The organism is Pseudomonas sp. IT-P294, assembly GCF_949767865.1.
In the GTDB taxonomy this organism is placed as follows: domain Bacteria; phylum Pseudomonadota; class Gammaproteobacteria; order Pseudomonadales; family Pseudomonadaceae; genus Aquipseudomonas.
Map to the genome: position 1 here is coordinate 203,639 of NZ_CATKQW010000058.1, position 20,553 is coordinate 224,191.

18 protein-coding genes are annotated in these 20,553 nt (G+C 59.7%); 11 read left to right on the plus strand and 7 right to left on the minus strand.

All coding sequences use genetic code 11. The features are described from left to right. Window positions 1-48: 48 nt before the first annotated feature. The 5 genes from ACM6I0_RS29820 to ACM6I0_RS29840 all read right to left on the minus strand — a co-directional run bounded on the left by ACM6I0_RS29820 (window position 49) and on the right by ACM6I0_RS29840 (window position 4,419). A complete protein-coding gene (locus ACM6I0_RS29820; protein ID WP_414923947.1) occupies window positions 49-1,206 on the minus strand; it encodes a phospholipase D-like domain-containing protein in 1,158 nt (385 codons plus the stop codon). A gap of 1 nt (window position 1,207) precedes the next feature. Then, a complete protein-coding gene (locus ACM6I0_RS29825; RefSeq protein WP_414923948.1) occupies window positions 1,208-1,798 on the minus strand; it encodes a YceI family protein in 591 nt (196 codons plus the stop codon). Window positions 1,799-1,969: 171 nt separating this feature from the next. Then, window positions 1,970-2,293 carry an amidase gene (locus ACM6I0_RS29830; protein ID WP_222590098.1) on the minus strand — a complete coding sequence of 108 codons (324 nt, stop codon included), beginning with the start codon at window positions 2,291-2,293 and terminating at the stop codon, window positions 1,970-1,972. Further along, window positions 2,290-3,384: a serine hydrolase domain-containing protein gene (locus ACM6I0_RS29835; protein WP_414923949.1), complete on the minus strand. Its 1,095-nt coding sequence runs from the start codon at window positions 3,382-3,384 to the stop codon at window positions 2,290-2,292. The genes ACM6I0_RS29830 and ACM6I0_RS29835 overlap by 4 nt, the downstream gene beginning before the upstream one ends. 156 nt (window positions 3,385-3,540) lie before the next feature. After that, the gene (locus tag ACM6I0_RS29840) at window positions 3,541-4,419 is read right to left on the minus strand and encodes an acyl-CoA dehydrogenase (RefSeq protein WP_414923950.1); all 879 of its coding nucleotides are present in this window, start codon (window positions 4,417-4,419) and stop codon (window positions 3,541-3,543) included. 154 nt (window positions 4,420-4,573) lie between these two features. Between ACM6I0_RS29840 and olsB the strand changes: the two genes are divergently transcribed. Together olsB and ACM6I0_RS29850 are read left to right on the plus strand one after the other, a co-directional pair. Next, the gene (olsB, locus tag ACM6I0_RS29845; RefSeq protein ID WP_414923951.1) at window positions 4,574-5,329 is read left to right on the plus strand and encodes an L-ornithine N(alpha)-acyltransferase; all 756 of its coding nucleotides are present in this window, start codon (window positions 4,574-4,576) and stop codon (window positions 5,327-5,329) included. Then, on the plus strand, window positions 5,329-6,120 hold the full coding sequence (locus tag ACM6I0_RS29850; RefSeq protein ID WP_285430164.1) for a lysophospholipid acyltransferase family protein: 792 nt from the start codon (window positions 5,329-5,331) through the stop codon (window positions 6,118-6,120). Before olsB ends, ACM6I0_RS29850 begins: the two co-directional genes overlap by 1 nt. A 109-nt stretch (window positions 6,121-6,229) precedes the next feature. On the opposite strand, the gene ACM6I0_RS29855 is transcribed toward ACM6I0_RS29850, so the two are convergent. Then, window positions 6,230-6,808 carry an ACP phosphodiesterase gene (locus ACM6I0_RS29855; RefSeq protein ID WP_414923952.1) on the minus strand — a complete coding sequence of 193 codons (579 nt, stop codon included), beginning with the start codon at window positions 6,806-6,808 and terminating at the stop codon, window positions 6,230-6,232. A gap of 170 nt (window positions 6,809-6,978) precedes the next feature. Between ACM6I0_RS29855 and ACM6I0_RS29860 the strand changes: the two genes are divergently transcribed. From ACM6I0_RS29860 to ACM6I0_RS29875, 4 genes are all read left to right on the plus strand, one after another. Next, window positions 6,979-7,281 carry an ArsR/SmtB family transcription factor gene (locus ACM6I0_RS29860; protein ID WP_285430166.1) on the plus strand — a complete coding sequence of 101 codons (303 nt, stop codon included), beginning with the start codon at window positions 6,979-6,981 and terminating at the stop codon, window positions 7,279-7,281. Window positions 7,282-7,375: 94 nt separating this feature from the next. Then, window positions 7,376-8,542 carry an MFS transporter gene (locus ACM6I0_RS29865; protein ID WP_285430167.1) on the plus strand — a complete coding sequence of 389 codons (1,167 nt, stop codon included), beginning with the start codon at window positions 7,376-7,378 and terminating at the stop codon, window positions 8,540-8,542. Between the two features lie 30 nt (window positions 8,543-8,572). Continuing rightward, window positions 8,573-9,622: an alkene reductase gene (locus tag ACM6I0_RS29870; RefSeq protein ID WP_285430168.1), complete on the plus strand. Its 1,050-nt coding sequence runs from the start codon at window positions 8,573-8,575 to the stop codon at window positions 9,620-9,622. A gap of 227 nt (window positions 9,623-9,849) precedes the next feature. Beyond that, window positions 9,850-10,509: a hypothetical protein gene (locus ACM6I0_RS29875; protein WP_414923953.1), complete on the plus strand. Its 660-nt coding sequence runs from the start codon at window positions 9,850-9,852 to the stop codon at window positions 10,507-10,509. Between the two features lie 259 nt (window positions 10,510-10,768). On the opposite strand, the gene emhR is transcribed toward ACM6I0_RS29875, so the two are convergent. Further along, window positions 10,769-11,401 carry an efflux system transcriptional repressor EmhR gene (gene emhR, locus ACM6I0_RS29880; RefSeq protein WP_285430170.1) on the minus strand — a complete coding sequence of 211 codons (633 nt, stop codon included), beginning with the start codon at window positions 11,399-11,401 and terminating at the stop codon, window positions 10,769-10,771. A gap of 265 nt (window positions 11,402-11,666) precedes the next feature. On the opposite strand from emhR, the gene ACM6I0_RS29885 reads away from it, so the two are divergent. The 5 genes from ACM6I0_RS29885 (at window position 11,667) to ACM6I0_RS29905 (ending at window position 20,531) form a co-directional block, all read left to right on the plus strand. Beyond that, window positions 11,667-12,824, plus strand: a complete 1,158-nt coding sequence (locus ACM6I0_RS29885) for an efflux RND transporter periplasmic adaptor subunit (protein ID WP_222590088.1) — start codon at window positions 11,667-11,669, stop codon at window positions 12,822-12,824. Between the two features lie 3 nt (window positions 12,825-12,827). Next, a complete protein-coding gene (gene emhB, locus ACM6I0_RS29890; protein WP_285430171.1) occupies window positions 12,828-15,992 on the plus strand; it encodes an efflux RND transporter permease subunit EmhB in 3,165 nt (1,054 codons plus the stop codon). Next, entirely contained in the window at window positions 15,989-17,449 is a 1,461-nt protein-coding gene (gene emhC, locus ACM6I0_RS29895; protein WP_222590086.1) for an efflux RND transporter outer membrane subunit EmhC, read from the plus strand. The genes emhB and emhC overlap by 4 nt, the downstream gene beginning before the upstream one ends. A 434-nt stretch (window positions 17,450-17,883) precedes the next feature. Next, a complete protein-coding gene (locus ACM6I0_RS29900; RefSeq protein WP_414923954.1) occupies window positions 17,884-19,143 on the plus strand; it encodes an OprD family porin in 1,260 nt (419 codons plus the stop codon). A gap of 197 nt (window positions 19,144-19,340) precedes the next feature. Next, on the plus strand, window positions 19,341-20,531 hold the full coding sequence (locus ACM6I0_RS29905) for an FAD/NAD(P)-binding oxidoreductase (protein ID WP_414923955.1): 1,191 nt from the start codon (window positions 19,341-19,343) through the stop codon (window positions 20,529-20,531). Window positions 20,532-20,553 lie beyond the last annotated feature (22 nt).

Sequence of the window (20,553 nt, forward strand, 5' to 3'; positions counted from 1 at the left end):
GCGTCACGGGCTGCATTCCCACGCAGAGCATGGGAACGATCAGGCTGACTATCCCCGTCGATCCAGCAGATTCACCACCAACCGATCCACCCATCCCCAAATCCTTTGCTTCACCCGCCGCCACAGTGGCCGACGTTGCCATGACTCAAGGCTGACTTCCTGGCTCTGCATGAAATCCTTCTCGAAACTCGCCACCACCGCTTGCGTCAATGCGGGGTCCAGCGCTTCAAGGTTGGCTTCCAGGTTGAAGCGCAGATTCCAGTGATCGAAATTGCACGAGCCAATGCTCACCCAATCATCGATCAGGACCATTTTCAGGTGCAGGAAACACGGCTGGTATTCGAAAATCTGCACCCCGGACTTGAGCAGTCGCGGGTAGTAGCGGTGCCCGGCGTAGCGCACCGACGGATGATCGGTGCGCGGCCCGGTCAGCAGCAGGCGCACATCGACGCCTCGCCCCGCCGCCCGGCGCAACGAACGGCGGACTTTCCAGGTGGGCAGGAAATACGGCGTGGCCAGCCAGATCCGCTGCTGCCCGCTGTTCAGCGCACGGACCAGTGATTGCAGAATATCGCGGTGTTGACGGGCGTCGGCATACGCCACACGACCCATGCCCTCGCCCGTTGACGGTACACGCGGCAGGCGCGGCAAGCCGAAGTGCGAGGCCGGCTTCCAGGCGCGGCGATGACGGTTGGCAATCCACTGGCGGTCAAACAGCAACTGCCAGTCGATCACCAGCGGACCGGTGATCTCCACCATCACTTCGTGCCATTCGCTGGTGTCTTCGCCCGGCGTCCAGAACTCATCGGTGACCCCGGTGCCGCCGACCACCGCCAGGCTTTGATCGACCAGCAGCAGTTTGCGGTGATCGCGATAGAAATTGCCGACCCAGCGGCGCCAACTCAGGCGATTGTAGAAACGCAGCTCCACGCCCGCCGCCATCAGGCGCTGACGCAAAGTCAGGGTGAAGGCGAGGCTTCCGTAATCATCGAACAGGCAACGCACCCGCACGCCGCGTTCGGCGGCCAGGACCAACGCCTGAACCATCGCCTCGGCACAGGCACCCGCCTCCACCAGGTACAGCTCCAGTTCAACCTGCTCCTGGGCACGGGCAATCGCGACCAGCATGCGTGGAAAAAACTGCGGCCCATCGATCAGCAGCTCAAAGTGGTTGCCTTCACGCCACGGGAAAATTGCGCCGGCCATGTCAGCGCGCCGTGAAAATCAGTACCGCACCCACCGGCACTGACAGACTGATGGCCGACAGGCCGGCGAGCTTGCGCAAATTTTCCAGCCCGGGGGCCAGGTCGAAGTCTTCAGCGTTGATCACCAACGGCTCCAGGGTCACCACCTGAAAGCGCCGGTCATCAAGACGGGTCGCCAGCAGTTCGGCGTTGTAGGGATGTTGTTTGCCATGCAGATTGACGGTCACCGGTAACCGCAACTCCAGTTGTGCGCCGGGAGCGAGGTCGTTGATCGGGCGCAGATCGATCTGCGCGGTGATCAGCGCCTCGGGGAAGGTCTTGATCTCGAACAGGTCCTTGCGCATCCGTTCATCACGCAACGGGATGCCGCTGTTCACCGAGTCCATCTCGATTTCCACCTCGGCCACGCCTTTGGAATCGACCTTGCCGTGCAGTACCAGAAAGCGCTGCACTTCGGAGATGTTGGCGTTTTTGGTGCTGATGAACGACAGCCGCGAGGACTCGCCGTCCAGATACCAATCAGCCTGGGCCGACAGCGAAGCGCCGGCCAGCAGCGCGAAGGCGAGGGTTTTGCAGAAGGAGCGGTTGAACATAGAGACTCGTGTGCCGATAAACCTGCACGAACCTTAACCGCACGTGGGCCAATTGCAAGGCTTCGTGTTGCCGTGCACCGCGCCGGCGCTGAGTAATTCGTCGCGCTCGGCATCAGATAACTGCGCTTGGCGTGAGAACAATCGAATGGGCTTCGACTGTGTGAAACCTGTTCAGGGATTCAGGCGACAGCCCTGGTGTTCGCCAACCCAAACGGCGCTATTGCTGCGGCCCATGCCGCTGACCGTCACGCGTTTGCCGGCGGGGTCATCGGTAAAGCCGCTGGTCGGCAACCATTGCTTCACGTAGCCATGGCAATACTCGGCGGCGTTATTCATCACGTACCGGCACGAGCAATATTCCTTCGCGGTGTAGGCGCTGATGATGTCGGGAAACGCCGACAACGCCACTCGCTCGTGCCAGCCCCAGCCGAACACGGCGATTAGCAGCACCAGCAACAACGTGCTGAACGGTCGGCGGCGAACAACACGGTTCATGGCTGCACCTTCCCGGCAAAGGCCTTGAGCGCGAGCTTGAGCAATTCGTTGTGTCGGTAACTGTCGTCGCGATCATCGCCGTAGCGCACGATCACCAGGTGTTCGCTGGGAATCACGTACATCGCCTGGCCCCAATGGCCCAGTGCGGCGAAGGTATCGTCGGGGGCATCGGGCCAGGGCCTGGGCGCGCCATCCGCTGCGCGATTGAGCCACCACTGCCCACCGGGCACCGTGTCATCCTGATGGGCACGATAGTGTGCGAACGGTTCACGGTTGAAGGCGACCCAGTCTTTGGGCAGCAGTTGTCGGTCGCGCCAGCGACCGTCGCGCGCCATCAACCAACCGATTCGCGCCAGGTCGCGGGCGGTGAGGTAGGCGTAGGACGAGGCGACGAAAGTGCCCGTAGCGTCGGTTTCCCAGACGGCCTTGCGGATCCCCAGCGGCTCAAACAGTGCGGTCCACGGATAGTCCGCATAACGTGCCGGGCCGACGATGTTTTTCAGTGCGGCGGCCAGCAGGTTGCTGTCACCGCTGGAGTAACGAAATGTCTGCCCGGGCAGCGCGTATGCCTCGTGGCCAGCGGCAAACGCAGCCATGTCCTGATGACCCCGGGTGTAGAGCATGGCCACCACCGATGACTTCAACGGGGCGTATTCATAGGCTTCCTGCCAGTCCAGGCCCGACGCCCAATGGAGCAGGTCGGCCATGGTGATTGCCGGGTGTTTTTGCAGTGGTGGATAAAATTTCAGCACCGGGTCCTGGAGCTTGAACAGACCCTCGCCATAAGCGACACCGAGCACCGTGGCCATCAGGCTTTTGCTGATCGACCAGGTCAGGTGCGGCGTTTGGGCCGTGGTCGGCCCGGCGTAGCGTTCGTAAATCAATTGGCCGTCGCGGATTACCAGCAAGGCATCGGTGCGGATGCCCTTTCGAGTGGCGTCATCGCGAGGTGGGAAGGCGTAGGTTTCCAGGGATTGAAGTGCCGGTCCGGAGATCGCCGGAGCGGTCGACCATTGCTCGGCGGGCCAATACTCGGCGTGGGCGGTCACGCTGAGCAGAAGCAGGAAAAACAGGGACAAGCCTTTGGACATGGCTGGGGCTCGGCGGGGTTGTCCTGCTGAGCCTAGCTGAGGTTGATGACAGTTCGAGAATTTGTGTCGCTCTTGCGGCCGCCATCGCGGGCAAGCCCGCTCCCACAGGGGAATGCATTTCAAATGTGGGAGCGAGCTTGCTCGCGATGACGTCCGTCAATTCTCCGCAAGCGCCTTGGCCAACCGCTTCCCGCGCACACCCGCCGCCAGATCCATCACCGCCTGGTCCCGTTGCCACATCGCCGCCCAGTGTGGCGGACCCTCGGCCAGCGCCTGATTGACCTCGGCCTTGAGCCCGTCGAACTGCGCAAACAATCCCCCCAGCAAGATATGCCCCACCGGATTGTTCGGCGCTTGCCGACTGACTTCAGCGCACCCGGCCAGCAGCGCCAGCAAACGCAATTGCAAGGCCTGCGACCAGTCGCTGTCGTGACCGACGCCATACAGCCACGCCGTCATTGCGCTCAGCACATAGATGTCTTCCAGCGTGCGGAACGGTTTGACATAGGCATCCCAGCCATCCCCCGCCAGCAATTCGCACAATGCGTTGTCCAGAAACAAGCGACCGTGACTGATGTCCGGCATCAACGGGATCGCCGGCAGTTTTTCCACACGCACGCCCGGTTCACCGGGATAGACCACCGCCAGACTCAGGTGCGCAGTTTCACCGGATTCTTCGCTGCGGGCAGCAACCAGCAGCCAGTCCGCCGCATCACCGGCGGTGACGAAATCCTTGCGTCCACTGACGCGCAAACCGCTCAGGCGCGTTTGCATGTCAGCGACTCGCAGGCTGCGCTGTTCGGTCGCGCACATCGCACCCAGGCTCTGCGGTGCGCTTGGCCAAAGCATGCGCAACGCCGCCTGATAGCCGACCAGAAACGCCAACCCCGGCGTTGCCATCAATCGCCCGCCCATCGTCGCCAGCTCGAACGGCGTGACCGTGCCCAACTGATGCAACAACGTTGCGAAGCCCTCCGTCAGGTCCGGATTTGCGGGGATTCGGTCGCGGCGCTCGAGCAGGTTTTGCCAGGGCATAAGAGGCTCCTTGGGGACTGTCATACAAGCATCACCAAAGCTTCATGGCGATGACACCGGGGCTACATAGCCTGACTTTGCACAACACGGCTGCATAAAGAAAGTCGATTGGCTCTAACCCAAGACGGGTGACCAGCCCGCACGGAGATTCGCAATGACTCAGATCGCCCGCATCAGCGACACCGGCAATGAACGCCGTCTGCAAGCCGAACGCCTGGTGGGCGCCGAGGCCTTGCAGGAAGCCCAGGCCTTGCGCTTCAACGTGTTCAGCGGCGAATTCAACGCCAAGCTGAAAGGCGCCGAGCTGGGGCTGGACATGGATGATTATGATGTTCACTGCGCCCACATCGGCGTGCGTGACTTGAACACCGGCCGACTGGTGGCGACCACCCGCTTGCTCGACCACACGGCGGCCTGCAGCCTGGGCAAGTTCTACAGCGAAGAAGAATTCAGCCTGCATGGCCTGGTTCATCTGAAGGGCCCAATCCTGGAAATCGGCCGTACCTGCGTCGACCCGGCGTATCGCAACGGCGGCACCATCGCCGTGCTCTGGGGTGAACTGGCCGAAGTCCTCAACCAGGGCGGCTACAGCTATCTGATGGGTTGCGCGAGCATCCCGATGCAGGACGGCGGCATCCAGGCCCACGCGATCATGCAGCGCCTGCGCGAACGTTACCTGTGCACCGAACACCTGCGGGCCGAGCCGAAAAAACCACTGCCGGTTCTGGATATTCCTTCCAACGTCATCGCCGAAATGCCGCCGCTGCTCAAGGCTTACATGCGTCTGGGCGCGAAGATCTGCGGCGAGCCGTGCTGGGACGAAGATTTCCAGGTCGCCGACGTGTTCATCCTGCTCAAGCGCGACGAACTCTGCCCGCGGTACGCCAAGCACTTCAAGGCGGCCATGTGATGAGCCGCTTACGGGTGTACGCGCGAATTGCGCGAGTGCTGTTGGTGGTCGCGTTGGGGTTGAGCATGGCCGGTGTTTTCGGCTTGTTCGAGCGGCTGGGGATTGCTCATTCGATGGTGCGTCGCCAGCGCTGGTCGCGATTTTTCATGGCACGCCTGAGCAACGCCCTGCCCTTTCGAGTGACCGTCCACGGTGAGCTGCCGAAGGCGCCGATGCTCTGGGTTAGCAACCACGTGTCCTGGACTGACATTCCGCTGCTGGGCATGCTCACGCCGCTGTCGTTTCTGTCCAAGGCCGAAGTTCGCACCTGGCCGGTCGCCGGCTGGTTGGCAGCCAAGGCGGGAAGTTTGTTCATCCGTCGTGGGTCGGGTGACAGCCAGTTGATTCGCAAGCAGATGACCCGTCATCTGGAGCAAGCACATCCGCTGCTGATGTTCCCGGAAGGCACCACCACCGATGGCCGCTCACTGCGCACCTTCCACGGTCGCTTGCTGTCCGCGGCAATCGACTCCGAAGTGGCACTGCAGCCCGTGGCCATTCGTTATCTGCGCAACGGTGAGCTCGATTCGCTGGCGCCGTTCATTGGCGATGATGATTTGCTCTCGCACCTGATGCGCCTGTTCGCCAATGATCGGGGTGAGGTGGAAATTCATCTGCTCAAGCCGATCGCCTGCGAAGGCCGCGAGCGTGCGGCGCTGGCGTTCGAGGCGCAACAGGCGGTGCAAAAGGCGTTGTTTGGGGCCATTCCGGAAACCCAACAAGCCCCGATGCGCCCCGCCATCGCAGCCTGAACACACATTCCCCTGTGGGAGCGAGCTTGCTCGCGATGGCAGCTTCACGTTCAACAAAAATGTTGAATGACCCACCGCCATCGCGAGCAAGCTCGCTCCCACAAGAGATTCACGATGCTGGATAGTTTCGGGCGAAATCCTGAAGCTGTGGATAGAACAACCGAAAGTCCTCGCTCAACGGCTCATACAGCACTCGCAATTCCTGCATCGCTGCCGCCAGTTCCTCAGGCCTGGTCAGCCGCCGCGAAATCCCGCGCAATACCTGCTCCAACACCTCGAACTCCCGGTAAGAACCCAACCAGTCATTGGCCATCATGTGCGGTGCGATCCGCGCCAGCCGTTCCGGTAACTGCGGCTCGGCCGACAGCACCCGGTACACACCCGACGTGAATAACTCCAACGGCTGATCGGCATAAAGCGCCCAGTCCCGCGCCAGGCAATGGTCGAAAAACACATCGAGCACGATCCCGGCATAACGCCGGCGCGTAATGGAAAATCGCGACAACGCGGCGTCCACCAACGGATGGCGGTCGGTAAAGACATCAATGCTGCGATGCAACTGGATGGCCGCCTCGATTTCCGGATCGAACTGCCCTTGCAGCCGTCCTTTGACGAAGTCGCCATACAGGCTGCCAAGCAGTTGACCGGGGCGCTGGCCGCCGAGGTGCAGATGAGCGAGATAGTTCATGGGCGCAGCTTAGCATTGCCTCCTTGTACTTTTACACGCAGCGTATCGATATAACCCGATATACCGAATTACGATCAGGTCAGAGCTAAATCGTATTTGTATATCGCGAAATACCGATTTAAAGTTCGCCCCATCGCGATATAGCGTTTTACTCATCACGAGCCCACACCATGACTATCAATCTCGACGAAATAATAAAAGCCCTGGCACACCCGGTACGGCGAGAAATCCTGCACTGGCTAAAAGACCCGGACGTCGAATTTCCCGACCAGACCCACAGCAACGAGCACGGCGTCTGTGCCGGGCAGATCGATCAACGTTGCGGTTTGTCGCAGTCCACGGTGTCTGCCCACCTGGCGACCCTGCAACGCGCCGGCCTGATCAGCAGCCGCAAAGTCGGCCAATGGCACTTTTTCAAACGCAATGAGGAAACCATCCAGGAATTCCTCCGCACTTTCAGCAAAGAGCTCTGACCCTGTGGGGGCGTTCTGAATTGGTTTTCACGCAGCACTGGAAAAACCAATCGAGAACGCCCCCCGACGTCAGTCAGCCGACAAGGAATCGACAATGCCCCTCTCGCTACTCATCCTGGCCTTGAGTGCCTTCGCCATCGGCACCACCGAGTTCGTCATCATGGGCCTGTTGCCCGACGTGGCGGCCGACCTCGGTGTGTCGATCCCCGGCGCCGGCTGGCTGGTGACCGGTTACGCCCTGGGCGTGGCCATCGGTGCGCCGTTCATGGCACTGGCTACCTCCAGACTGCCGCGCAAGGCCGCACTGGTCGCGTTGATGGGCATCTTCATCATTGGCAACTTGCTCTGTGCCTTGGCCACTGACTACAACGTGCTGATGTTTGCCCGTGTGGTCACCGCCCTTTGCCACGGTGCGTTCTTCGGCATCGGTTCGGTGGTGGCGGCAGGCCTGGTGCCCGCCAACAAACGTGCTTCGGCCGTGGCGTTGATGTTCACCGGCCTGACCCTGGCCAACGTCCTCGGCGTGCCGCTGGGCACCGCGCTCGGTCAGCAAGCCGGCTGGCGCTCGACCTTCTGGGCAGTGACCGTGATTGGCGTGATCGCGTTGATCGGCCTGATCCGCTTCCTGCCGGCCAAGCGCGATGAAGAGAAACTCGACATGCGCGCCGAATTGCGCGCCCTCAAAGGCGCCGGCATCTGGTTGTCGTTGAGCATGACCGCGTTGTTTGCAGCATCGGTGTTCACGCTGTTCACCTACGTTGCGCCGCTACTGGGCGAAGTCACCGGTGTCTCGCCACGCGGCGTGACCTGGACCCTGATGCTCATCGGCCTGGGCCTGACGGTTGGCAACATCATCGGCGGAAAACTGGCCGATAAAGGCATGGCCGCGACGCTGATCGGCGTCTTCATCTCGATGGCCGTGATCTCCACCGTACTGACCTGGACCAGCATCGCGCTGATCCCGACCGAAATCACCCTGTTCCTCTGGGCTACCGCCTGCTTCGCCGCCGTCCCCGCCCTGCAAGTGAACGTGGTGACCTATGGCAAGGCCGCGCCGAACCTGGTGTCGACCCTGAACATCGGCGCTTTCAACATCGGCAACGCACTCGGAGCCTGGGTCGGCGGCAGCGTCATCGCCCACGGCTATGGCTTGACCAGCGTGCCACTCGCGGCCGCCGCACTGGCGGTGCTTGCCCTGCTGGTGACCCTGATTACTTTCCGCCAGAACGGCGATCCCGAACTGGCCCCTGCTACCCACTAAATAACCATTACCTCACGAGGGTTGTACTTCATGACGACTATTTTCGATCCAATCAAACTCGGTGATATCGAGCTGGCCAACCGCATCATCATGGCGCCGCTGACCCGCTGCCGCGCCGACGAAGGCCGTGTGCCTAACGCGCTGATGGCCGAGTACTACGTACAACGTGCCTCGGCTGGCCTGATCCTCAGCGAAGCCACATCGGTCACGCCAATGGGCGTCGGCTACCCGGACACCCCGGGCATCTGGTCCAACGACCAGGTGCGTGGCTGGTCCAACGTGACCAAGGCGATCCACGGCGCGGGCGGCAAGATTTTCCTGCAACTGTGGCACGTTGGCCGGGTGTCCCACGAGTCGTACCTGAACGGTGAAGCCCCTGTCGCACCGAGCGCCATCCAGCCCAAAGGCCATGTCAGCCTGGTGCGCCCATTGGCCGACTACCCAACGCCGCGGGCTCTGGAAACCGCTGAAATCGCCGACATCGTCGACGCGTATCGCACCGGTGCCGAGAACGCCAAGGCCGCCGGCTTCGACGGCGTGGAAATCCACGGCGCCAACGGTTACCTGCTCGACCAGTTCCTGCAGAGCAGCACCAACAAGCGCACCGACCACTACGGCGGTTCCCTGGAAAACCGCGCTCGCCTGCTGCTGGAAGTGACCGACGCCGCCATCGAAGTATGGGGCGCCGGCCGCGTCGGTGTGCACCTGGCACCCCGCGCCGACTCCCACGACATGGGCGACGACAACCTGGCCGAGACGTTCACCTACGTCGCTCGCGAACTGGGTAAGCGCGGCATCGCGTTCATTTGTTCACGCGAGAAAGAAGGCGCCGACAGCCTGGGTCCACAACTCAAAGAAGCCTTTGGCGGCCCTTACATCGCCAACGAACGCTTCACCAAGGACAGCGCCAACGCCTGGCTGGCGAGCGGCAAGGCCGATGCGGTCGCCTTCGGTGTGCCATTCATTGCCAACCCGGACTTGCCGGCGCGCTTGAAGGCCGATGCGCCGCTGAATGAAGCGCGTCCTGAGTTGTTCTATGCCAAGGGGCCGGTCGGTTATATCGACTACCCAACGTTGTAAGTTCCGCCCTCTGAAATACAAAAGCCCCGACTCTCGCGAGCCGGGGCTTTTTTAGTTAATTGAGCTACAGCAACTTACTGATCAACTCATCTATCAAACTACCATTCAATAAAACACATTAAGACACCATCCATCTCTTTCGATATTCAGCACTAACCCAGATACTTGCCCCTCAACAAGCAACAACAACCTGCTGCTCTACACCACTTCTATCGAAAGGAATCGACATGACCAATATTGAAAACATCAACAACGAAACCCCCGACGCTTACAGCGATATATTCTCGTTCTTCAGCGCTACCTCGATCGGCATTCTTTATCAGCTTTCACCGTTCCTGCTCAGCAAGGAAAACCAGGCGTTGCTGGATGAGCTGGTGGGTAAGGCCAAGGTCGAACTGATTGGCTTTCTGGACCGGACGGAGTCGAGGCTCGCTCTGGAACAACAGATCGAGCACTGGCGAAATCAGAAGGCAGATCCGAAACAAACCCGGGTCATTATCAAAATCATCAACAACACTCTCCACACATTCAAGATGGCGCAAACCAGTTTGCCATTGCGCCAATCAGAGCGTGAGTCGTTCCAACTTATGCCGCAAGAAGAAACGGCGTTCAAATCGGAGTTCGCCTACACTTACGCGTACCCTTGGCCGAAAAACAAAATCATGTTCAATCAATTTATCGACTTCGGCGACAAGACTATCGGGGTGCGTTTTGATCTGGGCATGATTATGAACACTTCCTTCGGTGTGATAACGCCAACTCATAAACCTAGCGTAAAAAACACCGTCACTTCGATTGGTACATCCCGGGTCAACTGCTCGACCAAAATCACCCACATGAGTGATGAGGAGCCCTTCAACTTCGAGGTGGAAATCACCTTAGGCTGATGGTTGCGAACAACCCGTCCGGTTAACACTGACTCAGCCAGGAGGTGCAGCGAGCGCTGACCTCCTGCGACTGAGTCGGTGACACGGTTCAGCCGATTCAAACCCACGTCACAAAATCACTACAAATTACGTAGCTCGCTACCTTTCAACCTGGCGAGTGTGCGTATATAAAAGCACCCCATTGCAATGACGCTGGCACTGACGGGGGTCAGGCCTGCCTTATTGGTTGACAGGACCGGATCCAATTACGCACTTTGTTTCATTTGCGCAGGCTGCTGCTCAAGCGCAGCATGTCCAACCCTGCATCGACCCAACGTTCGGCGTCGGTGTGCAATAGAAAACTGTCCGGCGCCAACAGCCACTGATACAGCATGCCATCGATGTAGGCGTGCAGGCTGACCGCCGCGCGGGCCGTGTCGAGGTCCTCGGGCATTTGCCCGCGATTCACCGCATTACTCAAGGCCAGGGCGATTCGCACGTTGCAATCGAGGCTGACCGTTCGGCGCTGCTGACGCAGGTCGCACATTTCATCGGTGAATTCGCACTTATGATACAAAATCTCATTAATGCGTCGGGTTTTCGGGTCCAGTGCAACTTGATGAAACAAATGAATCAGCAGCTTGCGCATGCAGCCAAGAGGATCGAGCTCATCTTGGCTTTCGCTGGCCCGCGCCATCTCATCCAGCGGCTCTTGCAAGGTGTCCAGCATCGCTTGCACCAGATCGGCCTTGTTACTGAAATGCCAGTAGATGGCGCCGCGGGTCACGCCGGCCAGGGTCGCGATGTCCGCCAGCGTCGTGCGCGCCACGCCCCTTTCAAAAAAGGCTTTTTCTGCCGCTTCGAGTATCTGGCTACGGGTTTCTTGAGCTTCCTCTTTGGTACGACGGACCATGGCAGTAAAACCTCAATCAGGATGCTTCGGCGATGACCGGATATCCGCTGAATAAAAGTGGGGCGAGCGCTCTTGGGCATCGTCCCCTACATACAATTCCAACCTTTGAACGGCTTTTGTAACGGAGTGGGTACGCAGCCAAGGTATTTACAAACAACCATGAACGTAAGTATATTCCTTAGCAAGCTACTTATCCACCCGGTACCGATTTTTTACCCTTTCACATTTCTAGTGCGTTTCTAGCGCGCCTGACCCGAGGATCTTCATGCAATTCAAGCCAGCTGTTACCGCTCTGGTCACTGCCCTCGCCTTGGCATCGCTGCTTAGCGGCTGCAAAAAGGAAGAGACAGCACAAGCCGCCCCACCCCCTCAGGTCGGCGTTGTCACCCTGCAACCTCAAGCGTTCACCCTGACGTCCGAGCTTCCAGGGCGCACCAGCGCGTTCCGCATTGCCGAAGTCCGCCCTCAGGTCAACGGCATCATTCTCAAGCGTCTGTTCAAGGAAGGCGGCGACGTCAAGGCCGGCCAGCAGCTGTATCAGATCGATCCAGCCGTTTATGAAGCCACCCTGAAAAGCGCCGAAGCCAACCTGCAACAGACCAAGTCGATCTCCGATCGCTACAAGCAGTTGGTCAACGAGCAAGCCGTCAGCCGTCAGGAATACGACACGGCCGTCGCCAACCGCCTGCAGTCGGAAGCCGCATTGCAAAACGCGCAGATCAATGTGCGCTACACCAAGGTCTACGCACCGATCTCCGGCCGCATCGGCCGCTCGAATGTGACCGAAGGCGCGCTGGTCACCAGCGGCCAGGCCGATCCGATGGCCGTGATCCAGCAACTGGACCCGATCTACGTCGACGTCACCCAGTCGTCCGTCGAGCTGCTTGAGCTGCGCCGTGAGCTGGAAAGCGGTCGTCTGCAAAAGGCCGGCGACACCGCTGCCGCCGTCAAGCTGACCCTCGAAGATGGCAGCCTGTACAAGCTGGAAGGCAAGCTCGAGTTCTCCGAAGTCTCGGTTGACCAGACCACGGGTTCGGTCACGCTGCGTGCCGTGTTCCCCAACCCTGACCACACCTTGCTGCCGGGTATGTTTGTTCACGCCCAGTTGCAATCCGGTGTGAACAGCGCCGCAATCCTGGCCCCGCAACAAGGCGTAACGCGTGACCTCAAAGGCATGCCGACGGCGCTGGTCGTCGGTGCGGACAACAAGGTCGAATTGCGTCAGCTCAAGGCCAGCCGCACCGTCGGCAACCAATGGCTGATCGAGGATGGCCTGAAAGCCGGCGATCGCCTGATCACCGAAGGATTGCAATACGTCAAACCTGGCGTCGAAGTCAAAGCCAGTGAGGCGACTAACGTTGGCGCAAAGAACCCGGCCCCCGCACAGGCAGCTGATAAGGCTTCCAGCGGCAAAGGGGAGTAAACCATGTCCAAATTTTTTATCGACCGTCCGATTTTCGCCTGGGTAATCGCCCTGGTGATCATGCTGGTCGGGGCACTATCGATCCTCAAACTGCCGATCAACCAATACCCGAGCATTGCGCCTCCGGCGATTGCCATCTCCGTGGCCTACCCGGGCGCTTCCGCACAAACCGTGCAGGACACCGTGGTTCAGGTCATCGAACAGCAGCTCAACGGTATCGACAACCTGCGTTATGTCTCTTCGGAAAGTAACTCCGACGGCACCATGACGATCACCGCGACCTTCGAGCAAGGCACCAACTCCGACACCGCGCAGGTTCAGGTCCAGAACAAACTGAACCTGGCCACCCCGCTGCTGCCGCAAGAAGTGCAGCAGCAAGGTATCCGTGTCACCAAGGCGGTGAAGAACTTCCTGCTGGTGATCGGCGTGGTTTCGCGTGACGGCAGCATGACCAAGGACGACCTGTCCAACTACATCGTGTCCAACATGCAGGACCCGATTTCGCGGACAGCCGGCGTGGGCGACTTCCAGGTGTTTGGCTCGCAATACGCCATGCGTATCTGGCTCGACCCGGCCAAGCTGAACAACTTCAGCCTGACTCCGATAGACGTCAAGACTGCCATTGCCGCACAAAACGTGCAGATCTCGTCCGGCCAGCTCGGTGGCCTGCCGGCCATGCCCGACACACAGCTGAACGCGACGATCATCGGCAAGACCCGTCTGCAGACCGCTGAGCAATTCAACAAAATCCTGCTCAAGGTCAACAAGGACGGCTCCCAGGTTCGTTTGAAAGATGTCGCCGACGTCGGTCTGGGTGGCGAGAACTACAGCATCAACGCCCAGTTCAACGGCGCCCCGGCTTCCGGTCTCGCGGTGAAACTGGCCAACGGTGCCAACGCCCTCGACACCGCAAAAGCCCTGCGCAAGACCATCGACAGCCTCAAGCCGTTCTTCCCGCAAGGGATGGAAGTGGTGTTCCCGTACGACACCACGCCCGTGGTGACCGAGTCGATCAAGGGTGTGGTTGAAACCCTGGTCGAAGCGATCGTGCTGGTGTTCCTGGTGATGTTCCTGTTCCTGCAAAACTTCCGCGCCACGGTCATCACCACGATGACAGTGCCGGTGGTATTGCTTGGTACGTTCGGGATCCTCGCGGCGTTCGGTTTCAGCATCAACACCCTGACCATGTTCGGCATGGTGTTGGCCATCGGCTTGCTGGTGGACGATGCCATCGTCGTGGTGGAAAACGTCGAACGGGTCATGAGCGAAGAAGGCCTGTCACCCAAGGAGGCCACCAAGAAATCCATGGGGCAGATCCAGGGTGCACTGGTCGGTATCGCCCTGGTGCTGTCGGCGGTACTGCTGCCGATGGCGTTCTTCAGCGGTTCCACTGGCGTGATCTACAAGCAGTTCTCGATCACCATCGTTTCGGCCATGGCGCTGTCTGTGATGGTCGCGTTGATCTTCACCCCGGCACTTTGCGCCACCATGCTCAAGGCCATTCCGAAAGGTGAACACGGCGTACCGAAACGCGGCTTTTTCGGCTGGTTCAACCGCAACTTCGACCGAAGCGTACGCAGCTACGAACGCGGCGTGGGCAACATGCTTGCGAACAAGATTCCGTACCTGCTGGCGTACCTTCTGATCCTGGTCGGCATGATCTGGCTGTTCACCCGTATTCCAACGGCGTTCCTGCCGGAAGAAGACCAGGGCGTACTGTTCGCTCAAGTGCAGACCCCGGCCGGTTCGACTTCTCAGCGCACCCAGGTGGTCGTGGACCAGATGCGTGAATTCCTGCTGCGTCCAAGCAAGGATGGCGGTGAAGGCGATGCGGTGAACTCGGTGTTTACCGTGACCGGCTTCAACTTTGCCGGCCGTGGCCAGAGTTCGGGCATGGCGTTCATCATGATGCGGCCGTGGGACGAGCGTAACGCCGACAACAACGTGTTCAAGGTTGCGGCCCGCGCCCAGCAGCACTTCTTTACCTTCCGCGACGCCATGGTGTTCGCATTTGCGCCACCGGCGGTTCTGGAACTGGGTAACGCCACCGGTTTCGACGTGTTCCTGCAAGACCGTGCCGGTATCGGTCACGAAAAACTGATGGCGGCCCGCAACCAGTTCCTCGGCATGGCGGCACAGAGCAAAGTGCTGTCGCAAGTGCGCCCGAACGGTCTGAACGACGAGCCGCAATACCAGTTGGAAATCGACGACGAGAAGGCCAGTGCACTGGGCATTACCATCGCCGACATCAACAACACCCTGTCGATTGCCCTGGGCAGTAGCTATGTGAACGACTTCATCGACCGTGGTCGGGTGAAGAAGGTTTACGTGCAAGGCCAGCCCGGTGCGCGCATGAGCCCTGAAGACCTGAAAAAGTGGTACGTGCGCAATCGCGACGGCGCGATGGTGCCGTTCACCGCCTTCGCCAAGGGTGAATGGATCTACGGTTCGCCGAAACTGGCCCGTTACAACGGTGTAGAGGCGATGGAAATCCTCGGTGCCCCGGCGCCTGGCTACTCCACCGGTGAAGCGATGGCCGAAGTCGAAGCCATCGCCCAGAAACTGCCGGCCGGTGTCGGTATTTCCTGGACGGGTCTGTCGTACGAGGAACGCCTGTCTGGTTCGCAAGCGCCAGCGTTGTATGCGCTATCGCTGCTGATGGTGTTCCTGTGTCTGGCGGCGCTGTATGAAAGCTGGTCGATTCCGATCGCAGTAATGTTGGTCGTGCCGCTGGGGATCATCGGTGCGCTGATGGCCACCAGCCTGCGAGGTCTGTCCAACGACGTGTACTTCCAGGTGGGCCTGTTGACGACTATCGGTCTGGCGGCGAAAAACGCCATTCTGATTGTCGAATTTGCAAAGGAGTTGCATGAACAGGGGCGCAGCCTGCGCGATGCGGCGATCGAAGCCTGCCGCATGCGTTTGCGACCGATCGTCATGACCTCGCTCGCGTTCGTTCTTGGTGTGGTGCCCCTGGCAATTTCCACAGGCGCAGGTTCGGGTAGCCAACATGCGATCGGTACCGGGGTAATTGGCGGTATGCTCACCGCCACGATTCTGGCGATCTTCTGGGTCCCGTTGTTCTTCGTCACCGTGTCGTCCATGGGCCAGCGCAAAATCGCCGACCAGGATGACGCTATTGAACCTTCTAAAGAGGCTGGCCAATGAGCAAGTCGCTACTCTCCCTAGCCGTCGCTGCCTTCGTACTCGGTGGCTGCTCGCTGATTCCTGACTATCAGCAGCCCGCAGCACCGGTGGCAGCGCAATACCCGCAAGGTCCGGCGTATTCGCCGGCCCAGGCGCCTGCCCAGGCTGCCGCCGAACAAGGCTGGAAGCAGTTTTTCCATGACCCGGCGCTGCAACAGCTGATCCAGGTTGCGCTGGAAAACAACCGTGACCTGCGCGTCGCGGCCCTGAACATCGATGCGTTCGCGGCCCAATACCGCATCCAGCGCGCCGACCTGTACCCGGCCGTGTCGGCCAATGGCACCGGCAGTCGTCAGCGCGTTCCGGCAAGGGCCTCGCAGACTGGCGAAGCGGGCATCAGCAGTTCCTACTCGGCCACCGTGGGTATCAGCGCGTATGAACTCGACATGTTCGGTCGGGTTCGCAGCCTCAGCGAAGAAGCGCTGCAGAAGTACTTCGCGACCGAAGAAGGTCGGCGCAGTACGCAGATCAGCCTGGTGGCCAGCGTGGCCAACGCTTACCTTGCCTGGCAAGCCGACAAGGAATTGCTGAAAGTGACCCAAGACACCCTCGCTGCGTTCGAGGAGAGCTACAAGCTCACCGCGCGCAGCAACGAGGTCGGCGTGGCTTCGGCGCTGGACCTGGCCCAGTCGCGCACCTCGGTGGAAACCGCCCGGGTTCAACTGGCGAAGTACACCCGCCAGGTTGCCCAGGATGAAAACAGCCTGGTGCTGCTGCTCGGAACCGGCCTTCCGGCCAACCTGCAAGCCGCCAAACCGCTGTCTGAAGATTTGCTGAGTGACGTGCCCGCCGGTCTGCCATCGGACTTGCTGCAACGTCGTCCGGACATCCTCCAGGCCGAATACAACCTGAAAGCTGCCAACGCCAACATCGGTGCGGCACGGGCTGCGTTCTTCCCGAGCATCAGCCTGACGGCCAACGCCGGCACCCTGAGCCCGGACTTGTCCGGTCTGTTCAAGGGCGGTTCGGGCACCTGGCTGTTTTCGCCGCAGATCAACCTGCCGATCTTCAACGCCGGCAGCCTGAGCGCCAGCCTGGATTACTCGAAAATCCAGAAAGACATCGGCGTGGCAAACTACGAGAAATCCATTCAAACGGCCTTCCAGGAAGTCGCCGATGGCCTGGCTGCCCGCCTGACCTACACCGACCAGTTGCAGGCGCAGCGTGACAACGTCACCGCCAACCAGGAGTACTACCGCCTGGCCGAGCGTCGTTACCGCATTGGTGTCGACAGCAACCTGACCTTCCTCGACGCCCAGCGTCAGCTGTTCAACGCGCAACAAGTGTTGATCACTGATCGCCTGGCGCAGTTGGTCAGTGCGGTCAATCTGTACAAGGCCTTGGGCGGTGGCTGGAATGAGCAGACGGCGAAAGTCGAACCGCTGAAAGAAGACGCGCCGAAGATGAAATTGTTCTGATCGCGCTGTAAACAAGAAGCCCACCTTTTGGTGGGCTTTTTGTTGTCTGCGGGAGATATTGTGTTGTCAGCGCTGGCCTCATCGCGAGCAGGCTCGCTCCCACAGTGTCCGTGTCGAACTCGAAACTTGTGACCCCCTCTGAACCTGTGGGAGCGAGCCTGCTCGCGATGGGGCCCGTGCATACATCACAAAAACCCACGCAAACATATGTTCGATAATCGCCCAAAACCCGCTTTTGCCAATTGAACCATTTGGTTCATTCCCCGCACCATCAGCCCCCACAAGACCAATAACATCAGGTTCGACACCATGCCTCCGCGCCCTGCCCTGTCCGGCTGATCCGTTCCGATTTTCACAACTTCGAACTCTTTGTCTGCAACCCCGACGTTGCGGCAGCGCCCTGTTTCATCCCTAACAATTAGAGAGACCGCCCCATGACGCCTTCCACCGCGCAGTATTATTTTCCCGGCCTGATCGCCATCGCCCTGGCCAGCGCAGCCCTGCCTGTGATGGCCGAGGAATCGGGGTTTGTCGACGGCGCCAAGGTCAACCTGAACCTGCGCAACTTCTACATCAACCGCAATTTCACCAACCCGACCAAGGCTCAAGGCAAGGCTGAAGAGTGGACACAAAGCTTCATTCTCGACGCCAAGTCCGGGTTCACCCAAGGCACCGTCGGGTTCGGCATGGATGTGCTGGGCTTGTACTCGGTGAAACTCGACGGCGGTAAAGGCACGGGGGGCACGCAGTTGCTGCCGCTGGACCACGATGGTCGCCCGGCCGACAACTTCGGTCGCACCAACGTGGCGTTCAAGGCCAAGCTGTCGCAGACCGAAGTGAAAGTCGGTGAATGGATGCCGGTGCTGCCGATCCTGCGCTCGGACGACGGCCGATCTCTCCCGCAAACCTTCCGTGGCGGCCAGATCACCTCGAAGGAAATCACCGGCCTGACTCTTTACGGCGGCCAGTTCCGCGCCAACAGTCCGCGCGATGACAGCAGCATGAACGACATGTCGATGACCGGAAAACCCGCCTTCACCTCTGACCGCTTCAACTTCCAGGGCGGCGAATACGTGTTCAACGACAAGCGCACGCAGATCGGTCTGTGGAACGCCGAACTCAAGGACATCTACAGCCAGCAGTTCGTGAACCTGATTCACAGCCAGCCACTGGGCGACTGGACCCTGGGCGCCAACCTCGGTTTCTTCTATGGCAAGGACGACGGCAGCGCCCGGGCCGGCGACCTCGACAACAAAACCTTTTATGGCCTGTTCTCGGCCAAGTACGGCGGCAACACCTTTTACGTCGGCCTGCAAAAGCTCACTGGCGACAGCGCCTGGATGCGCGTCAACGGCACCAGCGGCGGCACCCTGGCCAACGACAGCTACAACTCCAGTTATGACAACGCCCGGGAAAAATCCTGGCAGTTGCGCCACGACTACAACTTCGTCGCCCTCGGTGTTCCCGGCCTGACCCTGATGAACCGCTACATCAGCGGCGACAACGTGCACACCGGCAACATCACCGACGGCAAGGAATGGGGCCGCGAAAGTGAATTGGGCTACACCGTGCAGAGCGGCGCGCTCAAGGACCTCAACGTCAAATGGCGCAACTCGACCATGCGCCGCGACTACAGCAATAACGAGTTCGATGAGAATCGGTTGATCGTCAGCTATCCGATCAGCCTCTTGTAACGAGGCTCAGGCAGCGACCGCATGCGATAAGCGGTCGCTTGCTTCTCACCACTTGTCGGTACGCACTGGCGATTTGCACGCTGGCAGATACAGTCAACTTGCGTGTTTAATTCTCCAGCCCTGATGTAGGAGCCCCTGTTTCCTTCCGTTATCTCCGGATGCTGTACGCGAAGCTGCCATGACCTCGGAGGTCAGGTATGAGCAAGCGAATAGTTATCGTCGGTGGCGGCGTCGGTGGAACCCTGTTGGCCAATCAATTGGCCAGCAAGCTGTATCCAGAAATCCTGCGCGGCGAAGTCTCGATTGCACTGCTGTCCAATTCCCCCGATCACTTCTATAAACCTGCCTTCATGTATGTGGCGTTCAACCTGTTTTTTCAGGAAGAACTCAAGCGTCCGGAACGCTCACTGCTGCGTCCGGAAATCGAGTTTCACGTTGAGGAAGTCACTCGTTTCGATTTCAACCGCCAACATCTGTACACCCGCAGCGGCAAGCAATACGGCTATGATTTTTTAGTCATTGCCACCGGTTGCGTACCGGCGCCGGAACGCATCGAAGGTTTGAAGGAAGCGGGTGACCATTTCTATCAGTACAAGCCCGCCCGGCAACTGGCGCAACGCCTGAGCACGATCCAGAAAGGTCGTATCTTTATCACGGTGTCGTTCCCGCAAACGCCGAATGTCCCGCATCAATGCGGAATCGCCCCCGTTGAAACCACCTTGATGCTGGATGACTACTTGCGACGCAGGGGCGTGCGCAATCATGTAGAGATCGTCTACACCTACCCGACAACCGCGCAATTAATGCGCAACTGTCTGTTCCTGCAACGGCCGACCGGAGAAATTCTGCCAGGCATTTTTGAGCAGAAAAACATCCGTTTCAAACGCGGCTTCACCCTGAAGCGGGTCGATCCCGACAAGAAAATGGCCTACTCCGAAGAAGGTGAGGAACAACCGTTCGACATCCTCATGGCGACCCCACCGATCCGGGCCGTGGACGCCGTGCTGGAGTGTGGCGCATCACACGCTCCCAACAACGAAGGCTGGTTGCCGACCCACCATGAAACGTTGCAGGTCTATGGCCTGGAAAACGTCTATGTCATCGGTGACACCGTCGACCTGCCTGTGAGTAAAGCCGGCGGCGCCTGCCATAACCAGGCACCTGTGATTGCCAACAATATCGCCGGCGAAATTCGACTGGGCTCCCCCATTGCCGTGTACGACGGACGAGTTCAGGCCGTGGCACAAATGGGCCTGAATGCGGGAATGCCGCTTTGGTATGACTACTGCCACGATGTTCTGCCGACACCTCCCACCAAACTCGGCGGTTTACTCAGAAACGGATTCAATCGCGGTCTGTACTGGGCGGTCGCCCGTGGAATGCTTTGACCCTGCACAGGGAGGAGTGAAT